At 41.5% G+C, this 19635-nt stretch carries 19 protein-coding genes and 1 pseudogene; 13 read left to right on the forward strand and 7 right to left on the reverse strand.

Going from position 1 to position 19635, the window contains the following annotated elements:
• Positions 1-319 precede the first annotated feature (319 nt).
• Genes B3J29_RS02880 through trpC form a run of 3 tightly spaced genes read left to right on the forward strand, consistent with a single transcriptional unit; the run spans position 320 to position 2795 of the window.
• Complete coding sequence (locus B3J29_RS02880) at positions 320-904, forward strand: anthranilate synthase component II (RefSeq protein ID WP_034171526.1); 585 nt, start codon at positions 320-322, stop codon at positions 902-904.
• A gap of 17 nt (positions 905-921) precedes the next feature.
• Positions 922-1968, forward strand: a complete 1047-nt coding sequence (gene trpD / locus B3J29_RS02885) for an anthranilate phosphoribosyltransferase (protein WP_214001410.1) — start codon at positions 922-924, stop codon at positions 1966-1968.
• Between the two features lie 20 nt (positions 1969-1988).
• Positions 1989-2795 (forward strand): indole-3-glycerol phosphate synthase TrpC, encoded by an 807-nt coding sequence (gene trpC / locus B3J29_RS02890; protein WP_286964360.1) that lies wholly within the window; start codon positions 1989-1991, stop codon positions 2793-2795.
• Between the two features lie 65 nt (positions 2796-2860).
• Here trpC and B3J29_RS02895 read toward each other — a convergent pair.
• Positions 2861-3300 (reverse strand): annotated as a pseudogene (locus B3J29_RS02895) (GFA family protein).
• Positions 3301-3551: 251 nt separating this feature from the next.
• Here B3J29_RS02895 and B3J29_RS02900 point away from each other — a divergent pair.
• The 4 genes from B3J29_RS02900 to B3J29_RS02915 all read left to right on the forward strand — a co-directional run bounded on the left by B3J29_RS02900 (position 3552) and on the right by B3J29_RS02915 (position 6123).
• Positions 3552-4235 carry a Smr/MutS family protein gene (locus B3J29_RS02900; RefSeq protein WP_214001412.1) on the forward strand — a complete coding sequence of 228 codons (684 nt, stop codon included), beginning with the start codon at positions 3552-3554 and terminating at the stop codon, positions 4233-4235.
• A gap of 93 nt (positions 4236-4328) precedes the next feature.
• On the forward strand, positions 4329-4877 hold the full coding sequence (gene folE / locus B3J29_RS02905) for a GTP cyclohydrolase I FolE (protein WP_171064799.1): 549 nt from the start codon (positions 4329-4331) through the stop codon (positions 4875-4877).
• A 64-nt stretch (positions 4878-4941) separates the two neighbouring features.
• Positions 4942-5301 carry a cupin domain-containing protein gene (locus B3J29_RS02910; protein ID WP_104427005.1) on the forward strand — a complete coding sequence of 120 codons (360 nt, stop codon included), beginning with the start codon at positions 4942-4944 and terminating at the stop codon, positions 5299-5301.
• A 267-nt stretch (positions 5302-5568) separates the two neighbouring features.
• On the forward strand, positions 5569-6123 hold the full coding sequence (locus tag B3J29_RS02915) for a DUF4385 domain-containing protein (protein WP_214001413.1): 555 nt from the start codon (positions 5569-5571) through the stop codon (positions 6121-6123).
• Here B3J29_RS02915 and B3J29_RS02920 read toward each other — a convergent pair.
• The 5 genes from B3J29_RS02920 to hemE all read right to left on the reverse strand — a co-directional run bounded on the left by B3J29_RS02920 (position 6120) and on the right by hemE (position 12180).
• On the reverse strand, positions 6120-7517 hold the full coding sequence (locus B3J29_RS02920; RefSeq protein ID WP_286964362.1) for a diguanylate cyclase: 1398 nt from the start codon (positions 7515-7517) through the stop codon (positions 6120-6122). The two genes, B3J29_RS02915 and B3J29_RS02920, sit on opposite strands and share 4 nt — an antisense overlap.
• A 204-nt stretch (positions 7518-7721) precedes the next feature.
• On the reverse strand, positions 7722-9608 hold the full coding sequence (locus B3J29_RS02925; protein WP_286964363.1) for a DUF4105 domain-containing protein: 1887 nt from the start codon (positions 9606-9608) through the stop codon (positions 7722-7724).
• A 73-nt stretch (positions 9609-9681) separates the two neighbouring features.
• Positions 9682-10152 carry a DUF3015 family protein gene (locus B3J29_RS02930; RefSeq protein WP_004782788.1) on the reverse strand — a complete coding sequence of 157 codons (471 nt, stop codon included), beginning with the start codon at positions 10150-10152 and terminating at the stop codon, positions 9682-9684.
• 143 nt (positions 10153-10295) lie between these two features.
• On the reverse strand, positions 10296-11099 hold the full coding sequence (locus B3J29_RS02935) for a DUF817 family protein (RefSeq protein WP_034171519.1): 804 nt from the start codon (positions 11097-11099) through the stop codon (positions 10296-10298).
• A 10-nt stretch (positions 11100-11109) separates the two neighbouring features.
• Positions 11110-12180: a uroporphyrinogen decarboxylase gene (gene hemE / locus B3J29_RS02940; RefSeq protein WP_034171518.1), complete on the reverse strand. Its 1071-nt coding sequence runs from the start codon at positions 12178-12180 to the stop codon at positions 11110-11112.
• A 206-nt stretch (positions 12181-12386) separates the two neighbouring features.
• On the opposite strand from hemE, the gene B3J29_RS02945 reads away from it, so the two are divergent.
• The 6 genes from B3J29_RS02945 to B3J29_RS02970 all read left to right on the forward strand — a co-directional run bounded on the left by B3J29_RS02945 (position 12387) and on the right by B3J29_RS02970 (position 18916).
• Positions 12387-13604, forward strand: a complete 1218-nt coding sequence (locus B3J29_RS02945; RefSeq protein ID WP_286964365.1) for a L,D-transpeptidase family protein — start codon at positions 12387-12389, stop codon at positions 13602-13604.
• Positions 13605-13767: 163 nt separating this feature from the next.
• Complete coding sequence (locus B3J29_RS02950; RefSeq protein ID WP_286964366.1) at positions 13768-14466, forward strand: pirin family protein; 699 nt, start codon at positions 13768-13770, stop codon at positions 14464-14466.
• Positions 14467-14772: 306 nt separating this feature from the next.
• On the forward strand, positions 14773-15753 hold the full coding sequence (locus tag B3J29_RS02955) for a class I SAM-dependent methyltransferase (RefSeq protein ID WP_286964367.1): 981 nt from the start codon (positions 14773-14775) through the stop codon (positions 15751-15753).
• Positions 15754-16004: 251 nt separating this feature from the next.
• Positions 16005-16616, forward strand: coding sequence for a hypothetical protein (locus B3J29_RS02960; RefSeq protein ID WP_286964368.1), 612 nt, complete (start codon positions 16005-16007; stop codon positions 16614-16616).
• Positions 16610-16924, forward strand: coding sequence for a hypothetical protein (locus B3J29_RS02965; RefSeq protein ID WP_286964369.1), 315 nt, complete (start codon positions 16610-16612; stop codon positions 16922-16924). The genes B3J29_RS02960 and B3J29_RS02965 overlap by 7 nt, the downstream gene beginning before the upstream one ends.
• 3 nt (positions 16925-16927) lie before the next feature.
• Entirely contained in the window at positions 16928-18916 is a 1989-nt protein-coding gene (locus tag B3J29_RS02970; RefSeq protein WP_286964371.1) for an ImpA family metalloprotease, read from the forward strand.
• 108 nt (positions 18917-19024) lie between these two features.
• Here the strand turns inward: B3J29_RS02970 and B3J29_RS02975 are convergent, their stop codons facing one another.
• Positions 19025-19510 carry a CinA family protein gene (locus tag B3J29_RS02975; protein ID WP_286964372.1) on the reverse strand — a complete coding sequence of 162 codons (486 nt, stop codon included), beginning with the start codon at positions 19508-19510 and terminating at the stop codon, positions 19025-19027.
• Positions 19511-19635 lie beyond the last annotated feature (125 nt).

A 19635-nucleotide genomic window follows, 5' to 3' on the forward strand; every position in this document is an offset into this window, starting at 1 on the left:
CAGTAAATGTCAACAGACCCTATTTTTAATTTAAAAAAATAATAACTGCAATATTTATTTAAACTTACTTTTCGTCAGTTAATTACTTATACGCACATTTAAAATGCCTAAAAGGCTGTGAGCTAATCACCAGCCTGAAAATTGAAAAATTATTGCGCCCGATGTGGCTATTTTTTGCTATGATGAGGGGTGCTTTATTTTCACACAATGAAATCAACGATTTAGTCGTGTATTCCCTAGACTTGCAACAAGTCCCGATAAAGCTCAATCTGGATCACTTTAGCACAGTTAAGTGCAATAATTTCAATAGGTTAAGCTCATGCTTCTAATGATCGACAACTATGACTCCTTTACTTATAACATCGTCCAGTATTTTGGCGAACTGAATCAAGAAGTAAAAGTAGTCCGCAATGATGCCGTGACATTGGAGGATATTGAGCGATGGCAACCCAAGTATCTGGTGATTGGCCCTGGTCCATGTTCGCCAAGTGAAGCTGGAATTTCGATTCCTGCCATTCAGCATTTTGGTGGCAAGATTCCCCTGCTCGGTGTTTGTCTGGGGCATCAAAGTATTGGTCAGGCTTTTGGTGGCGATATTATTCGTGCCAAACGCGTCATGCATGGGCGTTTGTCTGATATGTATCACAGTGATAAAGGTATTTTCAGCAATCTGCCAAATCCTTTTTCTGCGACGCGTTACCACTCGCTGGTGATTGATCAGGCCACTTTGCCAGAATGCCTGGAAGTGACCTGCTGGACCAATGAAGAAGATGGCTCTATGGAAGAGATCATGGGGGTTAAACATAAGACACTACCGATTGAAGGTGTGCAGTTCCATCCGGAATCAATCCTGAGCCAGCATGGTCATCAGATATTTAAAAACTTTCTTGAAATTTACGCATAATGGGTAAAACGCAAGTCATGAATATTCAACAAGCTTTAAGCAATATTACTAAAAACATTCACCTGACTCAGGAACAAATGGAAGACGTGATGCACACCATTATGTCTGGCGAAGCAACCGATGCCCAGATTGGTGCTCTGCTCATGGGTCTACGCCTGAAAGGTGAAAGTATTGACGAGATTACCGCTGCAGCACGTGTCATGCGTGAACTCGCAACCAAAATCGATGTCAGTGATGTCCCTCATCTGGTGGATATCGTCGGTACAGGCGGTGATGGACAAAACCTGTTTAATGTATCTACCGCTTCAGCCTTTGTAATTGCAGCAGCTGGTGCAACCATTGCCAAACATGGTAACCGTGGTGTTTCTACCAAATCAGGCTCTTCTGACCTACTGGAACAGGCAGGCATTAATCTTGATTTGAATATGCAGCAAACCGAACGCTGTATCCGTGATATTGGGGTTGGCTTCCTGTTCGCGCCTAACCATCACAAAGCCATGAAATATGCGATTGGTCCACGTAAAGAACTGGGTATTCGTAGTATTTTCAACCTGCTCGGCCCGCTTACGAATCCGGCCGGTGTAAAACGTTTGGTCATCGGCGTATTTTCTAATGAACTTTGCCGTCCAATTGCAGAAGTGATGAAACAGCTCGGTGCTGAACATGTGATGGTCGTACATTCACGTGATGGTTTAGATGAAATCAGTCTGGCTTCTTCTACCCATGTGGCTGAGCTGAAAAACGGTGAAATCACTGAATGGGAAATCATTCCTGAACAGGTCGATATTGAATCGCAAACCTTAACTGGTTTAATTATTGAAAGCTCAGCAGAAAGTCTGGCTCTGATTAAAGATGCCTTAGGCAAAATGAAATCTGAGATCGGTCATAAGGCTGCTAATATGATTGCCCTAAATGCCGGTGCTGGTATTTATGTATCAGGCCTGACTTCAAGCTATAAGCAAGGTGTGGCATTGGCACACGATATTATTTATGGTGGCCAGGCACTGGAAAAAATGAGCGTGCTCTCTGAATTCACCAAAACCATCAAACAATATGAAGCTTAATACGGTCAGGAATTTGAATCATGGTTGATATTGCAAATACAATTTTGGGTAAAATTGTTGATCGTAAGAAAGAAGAGTTCGCTCTTCGTTTGAAGCAGAAAAGCTATAAGGATATCGAAGAACTGGCACAAGGTGGGACACCAGTCCGTGGCTTTGCCCAATCCTTAATGTCTAAACGCCCAGGTGTAATCGCTGAAATTAAAAAGGCTTCTCCGTCCAAAGGCGTGATTCGTGAAAACTTCAATCCTGCAGAAATTGCGGCGCAATATCAGGATGCCGGCGCTGCCTGTTTATCTGTACTAACTGATGTGGATTTTTTTCAGGGTGCTGATGAAAATATTCAGATCGCCCGTTCGCACTGTGACTTGCCTGCGTTGCGTAAAGACTTCCTGATCGATCCTTATGGCGTGATTGAAGCGCGTGCACTACATGCAGACTGTATCTTGCTGATCGTGGCCTGTCTGTCTGATCAGCAGTTAGAGGAAATGTCTAAAACCGCATTTGAGCATAATCTGGATGTACTGGTTGAAGTGCATGATGAAGAAGAATTAGGACGTGCTTTAAAACTTTCTGATCGTTGTCTGCTGGGTGTGAATAACCGTAATTTAAAAACTTTTGATGTCGACCTGAATACATCATTACGTCTGAAAAAACTACTGGATCCTTCACGCCTGCTGGTCACTGAAAGCGGTATCGCAACCCCTGCTGATGTTGCGATGATGCAGGAACATGATATTCATGCTTTCCTGGTCGGTGAAAGTTTCATGAAACAGCCACGCCCAGATCATGCTTTCCGTGATTTATTCGGTGAGCCTGAATCGGTTTAAAATATTAAGTATAAAAAAGCCCCATCTCAGCATGGGGCTTTTTTTATTTCCATTAACCAATTCATTTAATACTGAGTTGAATGATCAAAATAAGAGATTAATTTTTCAAATTCTGGAAGTTCAGAATAGTACTCATCCGCCTTGATTTCATCTGCCCAATCTACTTTAGAGTTCAGACAAAAACTCAGTCCGTGCTGAATTTTGGGTACTTGATCCAGAAGCCCTAAAGGAATTCAGATCAATGCAATTGTACCTACCTGATTCGGTACAGGCGAGCCACAGTGTTGACAAAAATAAGAACGAAATCCGGTCTCTTTTTGATAACAGGAAATTGAAGCGTGTCCTGAGGTCCTTTCAAAATATTGCTGATGAACTAAAGTTGTGCATTCGCGGCCGTACCACTCTGTTTACGACATAAACTGCAGTGACAATGATACATGGTCTGAATATTCGTATTTATTTTGAACTGGACATTGCCACACAAACAACTGCCTGAATAACTCATTTTTTATTTCCAGGTTTGATTGATTTATATTCAAAAAGAGATGTTCCATCGAAACAACTATTAAAATGATAAAAAGAGAAGATTCATGAATTATTTTCTATTTAAAGTTCATTAAGCTATTCAATATTAGAAAACAACCCAGAAATTAAAGCTGGGTTTAGGATATGTTGTATTTAGTGCAATTCATTTCTCCTTTCAGTCATTTAAGACTATAATTTAATAGAATTCAGTATCTCCCCCGTTTCCAGATTATGAGCAAACACGATTCTTCGCTTTCTAAAGATCAGTACAATTTACTGAAAGATCTTAAAAAGCAAATTAGTCATCCTCAGCCTAAGGCTGAACCTGTTGCCCCTGTCGTGAAAACAGCGGAGCAGGAACAGGCGGAAGACCTCGATCTATTTCGCAAGCAGATGCAAGGCGTACAAAAAATTGATGCCAGCAATATTGCGAAAATTGAAAAATCTCCCAAGAAAAAGGTCGATGCACAAACTCTGGCCAAGCGTGCGGCTGCCGAAGGTCCCATGCATACCGATGAAACCGTGCTGTCTGATACTCAAGCTATGCTCAATCCGGTTGGCAGTCAGGCGAGCTTAAGCTACCGCATTGCGACCTTGCAGCATAAGGTTTTTGAAGATCTGAAAGCGGGAAATCTGCGTTGGTTCGAAGCTGTCGACCTGCATGGTTGTACGGTCGAAGAAGCACGTCAGGCTGTGCTTCAAATTATCCAGATCGCCAAAGATGAAAACCAGAACGTGATCAAGATTGTACATGGCAAAGGGCCTGAAGCGATCTTAAAAACTTATGTCAACGGCTGGTTACGTCAGCACCGTGATGTTCTGGCCTTTGTCAGTGCTCCTGAAAAACAGGGTGGCACTGGTGCAGTTTTAGTTTTGCTAAAACGTGCAGAAAAAAATCCAAAGTTTAAACAGTAAGCGGATTTACCCCCAAAACAAGGCATTGTAAAAGATTTCTGCTACAATGCCGTCCTTGTTCATTCTCAGTTTAAGTGAATACGTCATATGACTATGCAGCAATCTTACGCAAACATTCTTACTGCCGTTGGTGAAGATCTCAATCGCCCTGGTCTCAAAGATACGCCCGTGCGTGCTGCGAAAGCGTTTTCGTATTTAACCTCAGGGTATAGCCAGACTCTGGAAGAAGTGACCAATAGTGCGGTTTTTCCATCAGATAACCGTGAAATGGTTTTAGTGAAAAATATCGAATTTTATTCACTCTGCGAACACCATTTATTGCCATTTTATGGCCGTGTACATATTGCCTATTTACCTGAAGGCAAAGTATTGGGGCTGTCTAAATTTGCACGTATTACTGAAATGTTTGCACGTCGTTTGCAGATTCAGGAAAATCTGACCCAGCAAATCGCAGAAGCGGTTGCTGAAGTCACCAATGCACGTGGTGTGGCCGTGATGATTGATTCAGCACATATGTGTATGATGATGCGTGGTGTTGGCAAACAGGAATCAACAACGCGTACGGTGTCATTTATCGGTGACTTTAAAACCGATAAAGAAGTCCGCCGTGAGTTTTTAGGCGCTGTACCAGAAAGTTATTAATATAGATTCATAAATGAAAGCCTCAATTGATATTGGGGCTTTTTTACACGATGAGGTTATGAAAATGTCATCTATTTGGATTGCGGGTCGAGGTTTAGGTCAGGCTGAAGAAAGTATCGATTATCCACGTCCAGACCGGCTGGTTAAAGGTAATCCTAAACGCTTGACCCAGAGTGCCTATCAACATCCCAATATGGATTGCGGGATCTGGCAATGTGAAGTGGGTGCCTGGAATATCGTATTCGCTGAAAATAAACAGGAATTCTTTCAGATAATCGAAGGGATCGTCCGTTTACATGATGCTCAAGGACAATCCTTTGTTGAAATCAAGGCAGGTGAAGCTGGCATTATTCCACCCGGTTTTGTTGGCACTTTTGAAGTGGTTAAAGCCGTTAAAAAATATTATGTCGTGGTAGAAAGTTAAAACATAAGTACGAGTTTAATATCTTCATCAGTTAAGGAATTTTGCGATCAATTCCTTAACTTTTCTACGTATTCACTCAATTTCTTAAAATTTAATTCCTACATTCTTTTCAAAAATTTATCTTATTAACTTAGTTTCCTTCCTTTAAAAAATAAACAGATTGATGCTGCATAATTAATTTCCTGACTACATTTCCTGCCATGTTTAAATACAGACCTTTTGTTTAGAAGTCTGCATGATCCAAGTATATAAATTCTGGAAACAGCCATGAGTAAAAAGCAGCTTGATCCGCCTAAACGCCCTTCACGTGTTCATTCAAATAGTTTTGACTATAGTCTGGATTTTAAGAAAATTGATTTCCGTAAACGTCCGGACTTATACCGGATTGGACGCGGTGAGCAAGGCGTGCTTTTAGTAGAACCTTATAAGTCGGAAATCCTGCCCCACTGGCGTTTTGCAGATGCTGAAAAAGCCCAAGTCAGTAGTGAAAAAATTTATGCTCTATTTCTAGAATATTTAAAACAGGAAGATTTTGTCGGGGCCGATATGGCACGCAAGTTTTTACAAATGGGTTATACCCGCGCCCGACGTTATGCCAATCACAAAGGCGGCAAAAAATACGATGGTCCAGTTCCAGATGATAAAAAAGGCTTAAGCGGTGCACATGGGCGTGAGGAATTGCCGCGCAGTTCTGAAGATCCGGTTAAAGCTGCTGCAGCCAAAATATTTAAACAAAAATGGGATGAAGCCAAAATCCATCCCGAATATGTGCGGCAAAAACAGCAATTCCAAGCTGCGATTCAGCAGCAAGCTTTAAATTAAACAGACGCTTTTTGTGCGCCCTGAATTTGAGAAGGTTGCGCCAGATAGACCCGGTTACGCCCCGTATTTTTAGCCATATACAATGCAGCATCTGCGGCATCCAGAAATCTTTGGTAATCCGGATGACCATCAAATAACGCACAGCCAATACTAACTGTGAGTCTGAATTGCTGTCCTTGAGCCGTATTGATCAAGCCATGCTCTACATATTTACGGATATTTTCAGCAATGTTCAGCGCGCATCTTTCATCGGAATCGACCAGCAGCAGCAGGAATTCCTCACCACCGACACGGAATGCATAGTCACTACCCTGAATGTATTTCTGTAGGGCATCAGCAATAAATTTTAAGGCCAGATCACCAGCTGCATGACCATATTTATCATTAATGGCTTTGAAGAAATCGGCATCAATCGCTAGCAAGGATAATTGTGTCTGGTTATCACGAGAAAAGTTAATTTCACGTGAAATAATGGTATTTAAATAACGGCGATTCAATAACTGAGTTAACGAGTCATTTCCAGATTCGATATAATCTGCAACCTGAAATAATTGATCGACCAGGTGCTGTATTTCACGGTTTAAGTCACGAATACTTTGAATCAGATTCAGCATCTGATCTTTTTCAGTACATTCCAGTACTGCCTGATTTAGCGTATCGATCTGACAAATTTGCTCGATAATTAAATCGACCTGATCGGAACCGGTAAAGGCATAAGACGCCTTATGAATAAACCATAAGCCAAATTCTGACTTGGACAGCATTTGATGTCTAATGCCTGTAGTGCCAGAAAAGACCTTGAACATCAGCTCATTTTCCCAATCCAGCAATGAACTGCGCTGCTTATCTTTTTGTACCGCGACATCCTGCATTGCAGAAAATACCCGGTAACTGTGCTTCATTTCCTGATTCTGAACTGATTTCGCCTCATAGGAACGACACATAATTTCTGTGGCAAACCCCATGATTTGTACAATATAACTACAGATAGTGAGCATGTTTGGCTGCGGATTTAAACTTAGCAATTCAAATATTTTGCGCTGAATTTCTCGTACACCACGCATAATCAGCCAGGATGGAATCCCGACGCGTGCATGCACATGTCCAACGATATTCTGTTTTTGCACGGCCTCTGCATAACGCTTATTCAGCGCCACACTAAAACTTTCTGAAAGCCATTGATGTAAAGTATCTCGTAAACGCTGCTGAATCAGCTCATCAGTAAAATATTGAGAAGCTTCTTCTTCCAGAAGCATATTTTTATAGAATTCTTCTACCAGTACCAAAGAATGGTCTTGAATAAACTGAAATGCGTGTAGTAAATCATCCGATGAATAATTTTGACAGATCTGCTCCCACTGCTCCGCCAGCATAGCCATACACTCATTATTCATATAACTTTTCCCGATACTTTGCGATTCGCAGTGATATTATGTGACAAATACAACAATATTCAGGCATTTTAACCCAATTACTGAATACAATCTTTGATAATATCGGTAGAAGTCTCCGAACATGAATTTATTTTAAACATTCAAATACAAGTCATTTGATCTATAAACTTTATTTACTCAATATTCGATGTTGTGTTAGCCAAATTAAAAATAATGGACTAAGCCCAGACTCCATTTTTCCCAGTCTTTCGAGTCCTGTTGCTGATATTCCCAGCTCGCCCGAATGGCATTTTGTGCATTCCATGCATATTGCAACTGGCTTTTTAATTTCAGCTGCCACTGATGGGAGTCTTCCCAATACGGTAATTCCACCTGTACTAGGCTATTGATCTGATCCGTCCAGATATTCTGACAACCCACCGTTGGCCCCATACCAATACGCCATCCTTTGTCTAGCGCTTTTCCGGCCTGTACATGATTTTGTAGCTGCACATAGCAGAGATGTTCAAGTGCTTCATTTGCCCAGCTATAGCCACCCCGAACCTGAAAATTGGCTACACCATGCTGCTGCTCGGTACTAAACTGGCCATGCTGATCTAGTGTTTCCTGTTTCCAGCCTAAATTAAAGCCCCAAGATAACGGTGCTTTAAATGCATTAATTGGGTTATAGGAATTTACTGTCAGTAGATCCAGGTGCTCCAGCTTCACGCGGTCATCACGGTATTGCAATGCACCATCCAGGAATAATAATTGGGTTCCTGTACGCAGCCCGCCTTGCGGGTCCATAAGGTCATGATAAGCCTGACGATGACCAAGCTGCACAAAAGTCTCACCCTGTACTTGCCCAGTTTCAAGAACGATATTTCGGGCATGATGGCTTTGAACCGGATCTATTTTTGGACGCTCTGGCTGCTGACGCTGTTTGTCTACCGCCAACTGACTTCTTAGGCCCAATAATTTGCGAAAGCGCGGCTGGGCAAAAGGCTCATCTATTTCTTGGCGAAGAAAATCCAGATATAAATGGTCGTAGGCCATTTCCAGAATCTTGGCCTGATCTTCAGCCGGATAATTTTGCAGCCTGGCTTCCATTTCAGAGGTTTCTGCATACGCTACCTGATGCGCAGTTTTTGCCAAGGATTTGCCATGTTGCCGGGCTTGAGCCAGCAATTGAGTTTCCAGGGCCGGACGATAAGTCTTCTTCCTGATCAGTCCCTGCTGTTCCACTACTTTTAAGGTTTCGACTGGAATTGCGGCGGTATCGAATTGCTGCTGCAAGTTCAGTTCAGGACGCACCAGATCAAAAAGCCCTAATAGACGATAGGCACAGTTATCATTAATGAAATAATAAGGGAAACTTACCTGTTGCATTTCCCAGAGATGCTTCACCAGAAATCCGGTTTCTTCAGGCGTTAGATTAAGTTCATATTCCCATAAATCACGACTTTCAAAGTCACCATATTCCTTGACTTTGCGGTAATACGGCATCAAGGAATATTCACCCGGATATTGGCCGGTCAGCCCTTTCCAGGCAAAGGACCAGTTATCATTGCTGTCAACTGTAGCAGCATAATTGACTGCATAAGACACCAGATTCAGTTGCTGCTGGTCTTTCGGGTCCAGACGCAGCAAAGTATGACCAAACATGGAGCTGGGATTGCCCATATAATCGGTGGCATAAATCAGGGTCGCTTGATAAGGCTTAACTTCATTCATCCAGCGCTCAAAATCCGGGCAACTCGCTTCAGGCAATTGCTGTTCAGAAATATTCAGCTGTTGCATTAACCACTGACTACGTGCCGGGAATTTACATCGTACAGACTGATTGGATTCTGCGGGCTCAAACAATGCCTGTATATTTTGCTCCAATTCAAGTTGCAGGTCTGTCTTGCCCTGCTTTGCCAGAAAATAGCCTGCATAACTGACTTCACTTTTTCCTTCAGCATTGGCATACATCAAACGCTGCCAGGTCGAAGTCTGGTGCAATTTTTTTTGTGTGGCTTGTTCTAGATAAGCTTGAATATCTGGAGAAATTTCGGATGCAAAACTTAGCGGACTCCACAGCAAGGCTGAGAGCAAAAAAGCATATTTCATTCAGTCTACGGTTCTTTTCAATTTTTATTTATAAGAAAACCCTGCCAGGACAGCAGGGTTTTTACAGCGATACTTAGATATAAGCTTTTAATACTTCATCTTTAGCCATGACTGTTTGCAGAGTACTTAACACTTGTAAAGTATTCTGGTTTTCTTCTGAATAGATTTCAGAGAAATTCTGCTTGGATACAGTGAAGAAACGTGCTTTGTCTTCTGCCTTGATATTTAGCAGTTCAGCCAGTACGTTCAGGCTTTCACCTTCACCTACGGCCATATCACGTGCCAATGCTTCAGCATTTTCATTGGTGAAAGTCACGACTTGAGCCGTTACTGTACCGCCCTGGCTACATCCTAAAGTACCGAAAGTAATACCTAGCCACTGGTTAGTGAATAGCACGTTTGTTGTACCTGCAAGCAGCTTAGGAATAATGCCTGACTGGCCTGCCCATACCTGGCTACCAATACCACAACCTACATCTCTATCCGCCATCGCCATACCAGAACCCGTTGCCAATACCACAGCGAGCATAATCTTTTTTAACATACTTATTCTCCGGTTATTCTCATGCATCTTTTGTTATTACGCTAATGATGTAATCTTCATTACACATTCAGAAGAGTAGCGGGAAGTCTAATTTGGCGCAATGAAAAAACTGTGTGATTTACATAAGGATAAACAGAATAGTTTTACCGGGTTTTTAGGCTCCAGTTACCTTGAGAATTACGCTGTCCTAAAATCTTTAATACCAGCACCAGACTGAGCAATAAAAGTAAATACCAGGAACCAAGTTTGCCCCAACCGACCATATGCCATTTTTCTACCTGGCTTGGATATAACCAGATCTGATAAAAGGTACTGATATTCTCTGCCACCCAGATAATAAACGCCAAGATCAACAGGACAGGTAACATCGGCAGCTGAAAAGCGTGCTGATTCAACTGAAACCGAATTCTGGTTTTCCAGAACATCACTACACTCCAGACAAATAACAGCAAACGATAGTCGGGAATGAAGAATTTACTCATAAAGTTGATGTAGGACAGTACTGCCAAAGCCAGCATATGGCTAAAGCGCGGCAATTTTTCAAATGAGACTTGGTATAAGCGCAAGGAACGTGCAAAAAAACTGCCGACAGCCGAATACATAAAGCCAGCAAATAAAGGCACAGTCAGTATTTTAAAAATTGCAGGTTGTGGATATTGCCAGGATGCAATTGCCGGATGGGTCAGGAAAATTTCCATGACCATCGCCATGATATGGAACAAGGCAATTACTTTGGCTTCGGCCCAGGATTCTAGTTTGGTATAGAGCAATACTACCTGAATCAGTAAAGCAAAAAATAATAGATAGTCATAGCGGTAGAAACCGTAAAAAAGTTCACTACCCATTGATGCAGTTTGTGCAAAAGCAAGCAGGAGCAGAATCCCAAATAAGGCAGCCGAAGCTGCCTTATAGCTAAATTCAAACCCTGATTTAAAAAAGTCGATCAAGGTTTACATCCTAAAGATATTTAGCGCTGTACTCATGTACGGTATCAATAAATACTTTAGGATTGGCTGGATCCACCCACTGGGTAATGCCATGACCTAAGTTGGCTACATAGCCAGTTTTTTCACCCTTGGCATAGGCATCATCCAGCATCAGCTTGGTTGCTTTAGCAATCGCGTCCGGAGTGCCATATAAAGTCGCTGGATCCAGGTTGCCTTGTAACGCAGCACGACCTGCAACAGTCTGGCGTGCAACATTGAGCGGTGTGGTCCAGTCCAGACCAAAAGCATCTGCACCGGTCGCAACCATTGGCTCTAGCCATTGACCACCACCTTTAGTAAACAGAATCACTGGAATCTTGCGGCCATCTTTTTCACGCTGCAAACCTGCCACGATTTTTTGCATATAATTAAGTGAAAATTCAATATATTCACGATGAGCAAGTGCTCCGCCCCAGCTATCAAAAATCTGCACTGCCTGAGCACCGGCATCAATCTGTGCATTCAGATATTCAGTCACGGCATCTGCTAAACGCTCTAATAAAGCATGCAGAACTTCTGGCTGTGCGTACATCATGTTTTTAGTGAAGCGGAAGTCTTTGCTCGAACCCCCTTCAACCATATACGTTGCCAAGGTCCACGGGCTGCCGGAGAAGCCGATCAATGGTACTTGCCCACCCAAAGCGGAACGAATGGTCGATACTGCATTCATTACATAATCAAGGTCAGACTTGGCATTAAATTTGGGTAAATTAGCCACATCCTGTTCAGTCCGCACAGTTTTGTGGAACTTTGGACCTTCACCTGCTTCAAAATACAGGCCCAGACCTAAAGCATCCGGAACAGTCAGAATATCCGAAAATAAAATAGCCGCATCCAGCTCATAACGGCGTAAAGGCTGCAAAGTCACTTCACAGGCAAATTCAGTATTTTTGCAAAGAGAAAGGAAATCCCCTGCTTTGGCACGTGTTTCTCGATATTCTGGTAAATAACGGCCTGCCTGACGCATCATCCATACAGGGGTAGTATCTACAGGTTCACGTAACAATGCGCGCAGAAAACGATCATTTTTTAAGGTCGTCATTCACTTTCCTATCTATCTTTGATATTGCCCACATCATAACAAAATGACTGCATTTTGAATAACTTCTCATGACTTTAAAAACCGATCATGTTAAGTGATCAAATGTAAGGAATTACACAAAAGAACTACTGCATCTCCACATTTTTTCTGTAATACTTATAGTGTTTTTTCACATAGTTAACGAAATATTTTTAAGGTTGAGTTACATGTTCGTTCGCACAATGCTCGCTGTGAGTCTAGGTTGCATTTTCGCAGGTACTGTTTTCGCTGCGTCTACTGCTGAACAACCATTAAACCCCCAAGTTGTCACTGATGTTGCGGTTCAGGATCCAATTGATCCTTTAGCGACTGAAGCTTCGGCAGCACAAGCAGAAACTCGAATTAGTGCTCAAGAACAACAAGACCTGAAGAAAGCTTCTGAAGCATTAGATGTATTACAAGATACTGAAGACCAGACGGCCGATATCGGTGCTGCTTCAACCAAGACTAAAGCACCGACGAATTCTGCTGCTGCGAAAGCATCTTGGACTTTAGATGGCCTTAATAATGCAAGCTGGTATGAAGATATTGGTAAAGGCCAATTTCCGGTATATGCACGTGCGCATGTCATGTTGAATAATGCCCATGCTTCTCCAGGTGCGATTGACGGTACTAGCGGTAAAAATACCTTGAAAGCGATCGCATCTTTCCAGCAAATGAATGGCATTAAACCAACAGGTACGTTGACTCAGGAAACTTGGGATGCCCTATTGGCTAAACAGGGTTCTAAGCCTGCTTTTGTGGAATACACCATCACTGAAGAAGACTTAAAAGGTCCTTATGTCGAGTCTATTCCTTCTGACTATGCCTTACAGGCAAAAATGAAAGGTCTATATTACACTCGCGTAACTGAAATGCTGGGTGAAAAATTCCATATGGATGAAGACTTTTTGAAAAAGTTAAATCCAAAAGCTACCTTTAAGAAAGCTGGGGAAAAGCTGATTGTTGCCAATATCCGCAATGAAGTTCCTGAAGATATTCATTTGATTGTGGCGCATAAAGGTGCTAAGCAGCTTTATCTGTTCAATAGCCGCAACCAGATGATTGCTTCTTTCCCTGCAACGATTGGTAGCTCAAGTACTCCATCGCCAACAGGAACTTATAAAGTGACTGGCGTAGCGAAAAACCCATGGTATAGCTACTCACCATCTAACTTCGTTCAGGGCAATAACAAGAAACCACTTTCTTTACCACCTGGTCCAAACGGTCCTGTAGGTAATATCTGGATTGGTTTAAGCAAAAAATCATTTGGTATTCACGGTACACCGAATCCATCTGCAATCTCTAAAACTGCATCACACGGTTGTATCCGTCTGACTAACTGGGATGCGAATGATTTAGGCCGTAAAGTGAAATCAGGTGTAACTGTCCGTTTCCTTGAATAATCTTTATTTAAATACTTAAGCCTGCTTACGAGTGGGCTTTTTTATACCTGCTTTCTCTTACATCGTTGCAAAAATGCAATGATCTGTCGCCTGTTTATAATTTTTTAAGAATTAAAACAACGTTATGATGATCTCAAGTTAAAAATTAAAGTGAGATAAATTCATGAAAGCTTTTCTACATCCCAGTGAAAATCGTGGTCATGTAAAAATGGGCTGGCTGGAGTCTAAACACAGCTTCTCATTTGGCAACTGGTACAATCCGAACTATATGGGCGTGAGTGCATTACGCGTTATTAATGATGATCTGATTGATGCACATCAGGGCTTTGGTACCCATCCGCATGACAATATGGAAATCCTGACCTGTGTATTGAAAGGTACGATTACTCATCAGGACAGTATGGGCAATCATGGCGGTATTGCAGCAGGTGAATGGCAATTGATGAGTGCCGGAACCGGTGTACGTCATAGTGAAATGAACCAGGGCGATGAACAGGTGCATCTTCTGCAAATCTGGATCATTCCGAATGAACGTGATGCTCAGCCGAATTATCAGCAAATTCGTCTGGATGCTAAAGAACAACCGAATCAATGGCATTTAATCTGTGGACCGAATGACAATGCACCTATGCACATTCGTCAAAATGCGGAAGTCAAAACAGCCGTGATCCATCAAGGTCAAAGTCTAGATATTAAGGCAACCCAGCATATCAATTATGTACATGTGATTTCTGGCTCAGTACAAATTGCAGAATATACAGTTGAAGCTGGTGGTGCGATTGCCTTTATGGATGACGCAGAAATTAAAGCAATTGAAGATGCACAAGTGATCTGGTTTGATTTACCAGAAGCTGCTCATTAAAACTTCTATTTATATTCAGTCTATGCCGACTCATCATTTTGATCAGTCGGCATTTTTATGGAAAACATATAAAAATAAAAGTGATTCATTCTTTATAAGAATTTGAACTTCAAAATACTGCTATACAAATTAAACCAATTCACATCAGTTTTTTACCGAACAACAGCAAATTTTGGGCGAAGATTAATCAGATCCATTTTGATTGGATCAATATAGCGAATAGCTGTTCTGGTCATTATCTTGTATAGGTTAAAACAGGTGTATGCACCTTTTCATTTATTCTAAATAAACCGAAGAGCACATCTAATGAACCAGATTTTAGAAATTCAAAATAGCCAGCAACAAGCTCTGCACTTTCTATTAAATTTTTTAAAACAGAAGCAATATCAGTTTACCGCCATTACCCCACTTTCCCATCAACGGATTCTGGATCGCAAAAGAAGCGAAAAAAATAAATATAAAACTCTACAGGATATCTTTGGTTGGAATCTGGAATTTACAATTACCGATCTTGATCCTGTTCTTTTTTCATTATTGTTAGAACATCAGCTTCTAGAAGTTAAGAATAATGCATATAAAAGTCTGGTCAGAGTCGCATCACTCGAAGACGAATTATTTATTCATTCAGCCTTTCCTACAACCCAACAGGACGCTGTTTTTTTTGGTCCTGATACTTACCGTTTTGCCTATCATTTAAAGCAGTATTTATCTTGCCAGGCCAATTCTTTTAAGCGGGCGGCTGAAATATGCTGTGGCACTTCTGCTGTTGCAATTCATATGGCTAAACATTTTCCAGATCATGAGGAAATCTTTGTCGCAGATCTGAATCCGAAAGCTCTTCTCTATAGCCAGATTAATATCGATTTTTCAGGTTTTAATTCGATTCATCCTGTGCAGAGTAATTTATTTTCTGGTCTTGAAGGTCAGTTTGACCTGATTTTTGCCAATCCCCCTTATTTAGTTGATCCAGATCAACGGCAATACCGTCATGGTGGCAATGAACTGAATGGCAATGAATTGTCTTTTAAGATTATTAAACAGGGTTTACAGCGACTCAGTCCAGATGGACGTCTATTTTTATATACTGGCGTCACTATTTGTCAGGATGGCAATCGCTTCTTGCAGCATCTGGAAGCTTTGATGAAGCAGCATCAAAATATTGACTGTTCTTATGAGGAAATTGATCCGGATATTTTTGGTGAAGAGTTAGAGCAACCTGCTTATCAACATGTAGAAAGAATTGCGCTGGCCCTGCTCAAGTTCGAAGTCAAAACTGATAGAACATGAAATTTCAGCTCGGGTCGAGGCTATTTTTAAACTGCGGCCTAATTAAAACAAATAAAAATTAACTCAATCCGCATCACATTTAAAATTATTTTCAATAATTATTTATCATTAAAAAACATATACTTAAATTAAATATTAGTTCTATTTTATCACTACTTACTTCTATAATTCTCATCTGATATTTACGACAACTTTAAAAATAATGTCGTCTTTTTGGTTATACCTTGGGGAAAATTGTGGAAAGAAATTATTTGAGGTTGAGAACAGCCTTACTGACCTTATCGCTATCGATCAGTCTGATTGCCTGTGGTGGAGGTGGCAGTAGCGGAACATCTTCTCCTGCAGAAACACCAGATTCTGCTGTTAATCCACCATCAACAAATAATCCACCTGATAACGAGGAATCATCCCCCTCACCTGTAGAAACACCTGATGGCAGTACACCACCTTTAAATCCACAAACGCCAACAACCACCCGGATTAATAAGGCATTGAGTACAGGTGATGCCCGACCCTTGATTCAGCAAGATTCCGCTATATTGTTAGACTGGGCCTTGCAGCTCGCCAAGCAACAACAAACATGGCAAAAGGGTTTAATTACCTCACTCTATACCAGTTCGAATGGCAAAGTTTTGCAACCTCAACTGCAATTTACGCCAACTGCTTCGATTAATCTTTATCCCTATGATTTAAGCGCGGCTTTGCCAATCGCAGTTTCAGATCAAGCCTGTGGCTGGAATTTAAGTCAGCAGGCGAATAAAGGCTGTGGTCTGGGAGTCGCATCACAAATCGGTAAAGGCCGTGCGCTGGCTTTTGGCCAGAATATGCTGGGGGGATCTCAGCGAATAATCCTGACATGGTAGATTTTGCACCCGTGCTCAATAATGGTTTTCGTTGGCTATTAACTGGGAAAACACAAGCACAGCCTAAACAAGAACTGAAACTTACCGTGAATGGTCTGGCACAAACCAACCTGAGCATGATAGAGAATTATTTTGTCCAGCACTTAGGGGTTAAAGTTACTTTTCTACAATGTAATGTACTGGATCAAACCAATACCTGCTGGAAAGATGCTGACCTGATGATTTTAGGCAGTAATATCGGCACCAATAATTTTGAATCCAGCTTGATTCAGGAATATCTGGAGGCAGGTAAGCCAATATATTTCTAGGCAATGGGTTATAACGTCACTACACCGATGGAAAAAATCTTTTCGGCATTGAAGATTGAGACCAATAATAACTACTGGCGTGGCCAAGATACTTTACTCATGTCTTCAGGACGTTCCATCACAGATCAATGGAATAAAGTGAATGACATCGATAGTACGATCCAAATGCTGGAATATTTCAAGTCACCAAGTGCAGCAGGTCTAGGTGATTTAAATCCCAATAATTCGTTGATTCAAACCATCAATAAAGCTTCTACCAATTTACAAAATTTAAATGCACAGGGAATCACTGCATTCAGCACAAAAAATAATAATCAGATTCTAAAAGCTTTGGTGTTATTGGCAGATCTCTGGCGTCCAGGCGTGAATTACAGCGGACTGTCGAAAAATAGTGATGCTCTGACTTTTATGCGTACTTATGCCAGCGACTCCTGGACGGACTATAAACGCAAAACCACATTGGTGAATCCAAATGGTGCCGGTGATTATATGCCAGCCTCTGCACAAAACATGGCTGTCAGTGCGCAAGCCGAAACCATTACTGTGACCATTCCGCAAGGCAGCGGAATTACCGCAATTGGTCGTGCCAGCATCCCGGGCAAGCCTGTCAGTATTGAGATTGTTGATGCTCAAGGTGCGCAGCTTTCAGTCCAGACCAGCTATTTACGTGCCTGGGGCAATCCCTTTGATGATGGCGGCTATAAACGTCCTCGCCGCCCCAATAGTTTCGCCGTGAAATTAGATGCCGGCCAAAGCAATGATTTTATCAGCCCGTTCGGTGGACCATTGTTGAATTACAGCAATGCCAAAGCAGGCTCTGTGGTGACCTTAAAAATCAAAGGCGAAGCAAAATATGCACATTATGATTTTACTCAAACGATCAATGAAGCGGATATTAGTGAAGCAACCAACATCCTGCAAAGTAGGAACTTCGGCTGGAACACTTTTAAATTCGTTGGTGGTGAAATTCAGCAGACCAATGACTATGCCTTAAAAGCCATTGGTGATCGATCAGCACGTACCTATGTGGATCAGATTAAGGGCGTAATCTTTGACAGTAACCACATTGCCAACGGTTATAACAATATGCCGCTGGATAGCAGTACGGCACAGCGTTGTAATGAATTAGGCTGGGATTGTACCGGCACAATTCATCGTGCTCCGAATGTTCAGCATTTTGTGGGCTGGATTGCGACCTGTGGCTTCCTGTGCTCAGGAAATCCATCAGATGGTTCAACTGGCATTGATACCGGTTGGGGCTGGGTACATGAACTGGGAGATAATACTGTTCAGGATATCTTAACCATGGTATTCCCTTCCACTGAAACCGGAAAAACTATTGGCTGCGTAGTGGAATGTAATAACAACATTCTGGCGGGTTTAAGCATGATGAGTAAATATCATCTATATGCTCAGGACAGTAATGGTAGCAATTTCCGTCATCCAACTTTATATGCCAATATCAAAGATACACGAAGCCTTGGTCTGTCAGGTGAAGCACAACGTGCTGCAATGGAAAAACGCTTATGGCAAGATGGTTATCATGTATCGATGCAGGCATTCCATATCCAGATGGCCATGAACTATACCCGTTTACATCAAGGTAAATCGCGATCTGATCTTCAGGGTGTATTTGAATTTATACGCTTACTGAATACGGCACAACGTTTATATAATCAGATTGATTTAAGTAAAACATCTCAAGCAGATAAGAATAAACTGGGACTAGGCGCCTTTAATGCGAAAAGCATGAGCCGCCCTGACCTGATTTATGTGCTCAGTTCAAAAATCATGGGCTATGACCTAAAAGATTTTTATGCACTTTATGGCTTGCCTGTCACTGCAACCGCCCATGCTTCAGTCGCTATGCTTAATCTGCCTACCGCACCTTTGTATTTCTATGCGCAACCGGATGGCGGTTCAAATCGCTTGGCAACAGGGCAATGGCTCACCATTCCAGTGAACGGTCCTGTTCCTAACTATCCTTATTAATCGACCAATTAAATATAAAAAATCCCGGCTTCGGCTGGGATTTTTTTATAGCAGATCATTTTCATGATCAGTGTATGAGCGACCATCAAGAGCTAAATAAATAGCGATTTACTTATTTTTCTTGTCTCGACTGCCTTCAAGGATTTCGATTAAGCTCAGATTAATATTTCTCGCCAGTTTTTTTAATTTCTCTCTCGGTTTTCCTCTGCAAAGAAAGCGGAAACTATAGAGCTCATCCTTATAAGAAATCACATAAAAAAAAGTTCCTACTGGCTTTTCTTTGATTTCTGTCCCACCTCTTTTTAATAGTCCTGTACAGGCAATATAAATATCAGAATAAAACATTTTCTTGGCTTTTCTGACCATTTCCTGAGTGACTTCCATAGATTCCGGGGTATATTTTTTAATAAATTCAGGTTTGATTTTTAAAATATTCTCTTTGACACCCATGTCATAACACACCAGTCCGCCATATAAAATATCGCCAGAATATTTATTTTGGGAGAATCGGTAAGCCAGGTAACCTGCTGATGCACTCTCTAGAAAAGTAATACTTAATTTTTTTTTGGCGAGTAATTTTATACATTTATTCATAGAGTAAACTCCTGACTTTACGATCATCTATTGAGTATTAAATATTCAAAAATAAAAGATTAAATACTTAGCTTCTGAATCTCCTAGCAAAAATAAAACTGAACGGCTTTGTTGCACAAACCTAT

The organism is Acinetobacter sp. UBA5984 (assembly GCF_002429925.1).
GTDB lineage: Bacteria > Pseudomonadota > Gammaproteobacteria > Pseudomonadales > Moraxellaceae > Acinetobacter > Acinetobacter variabilis.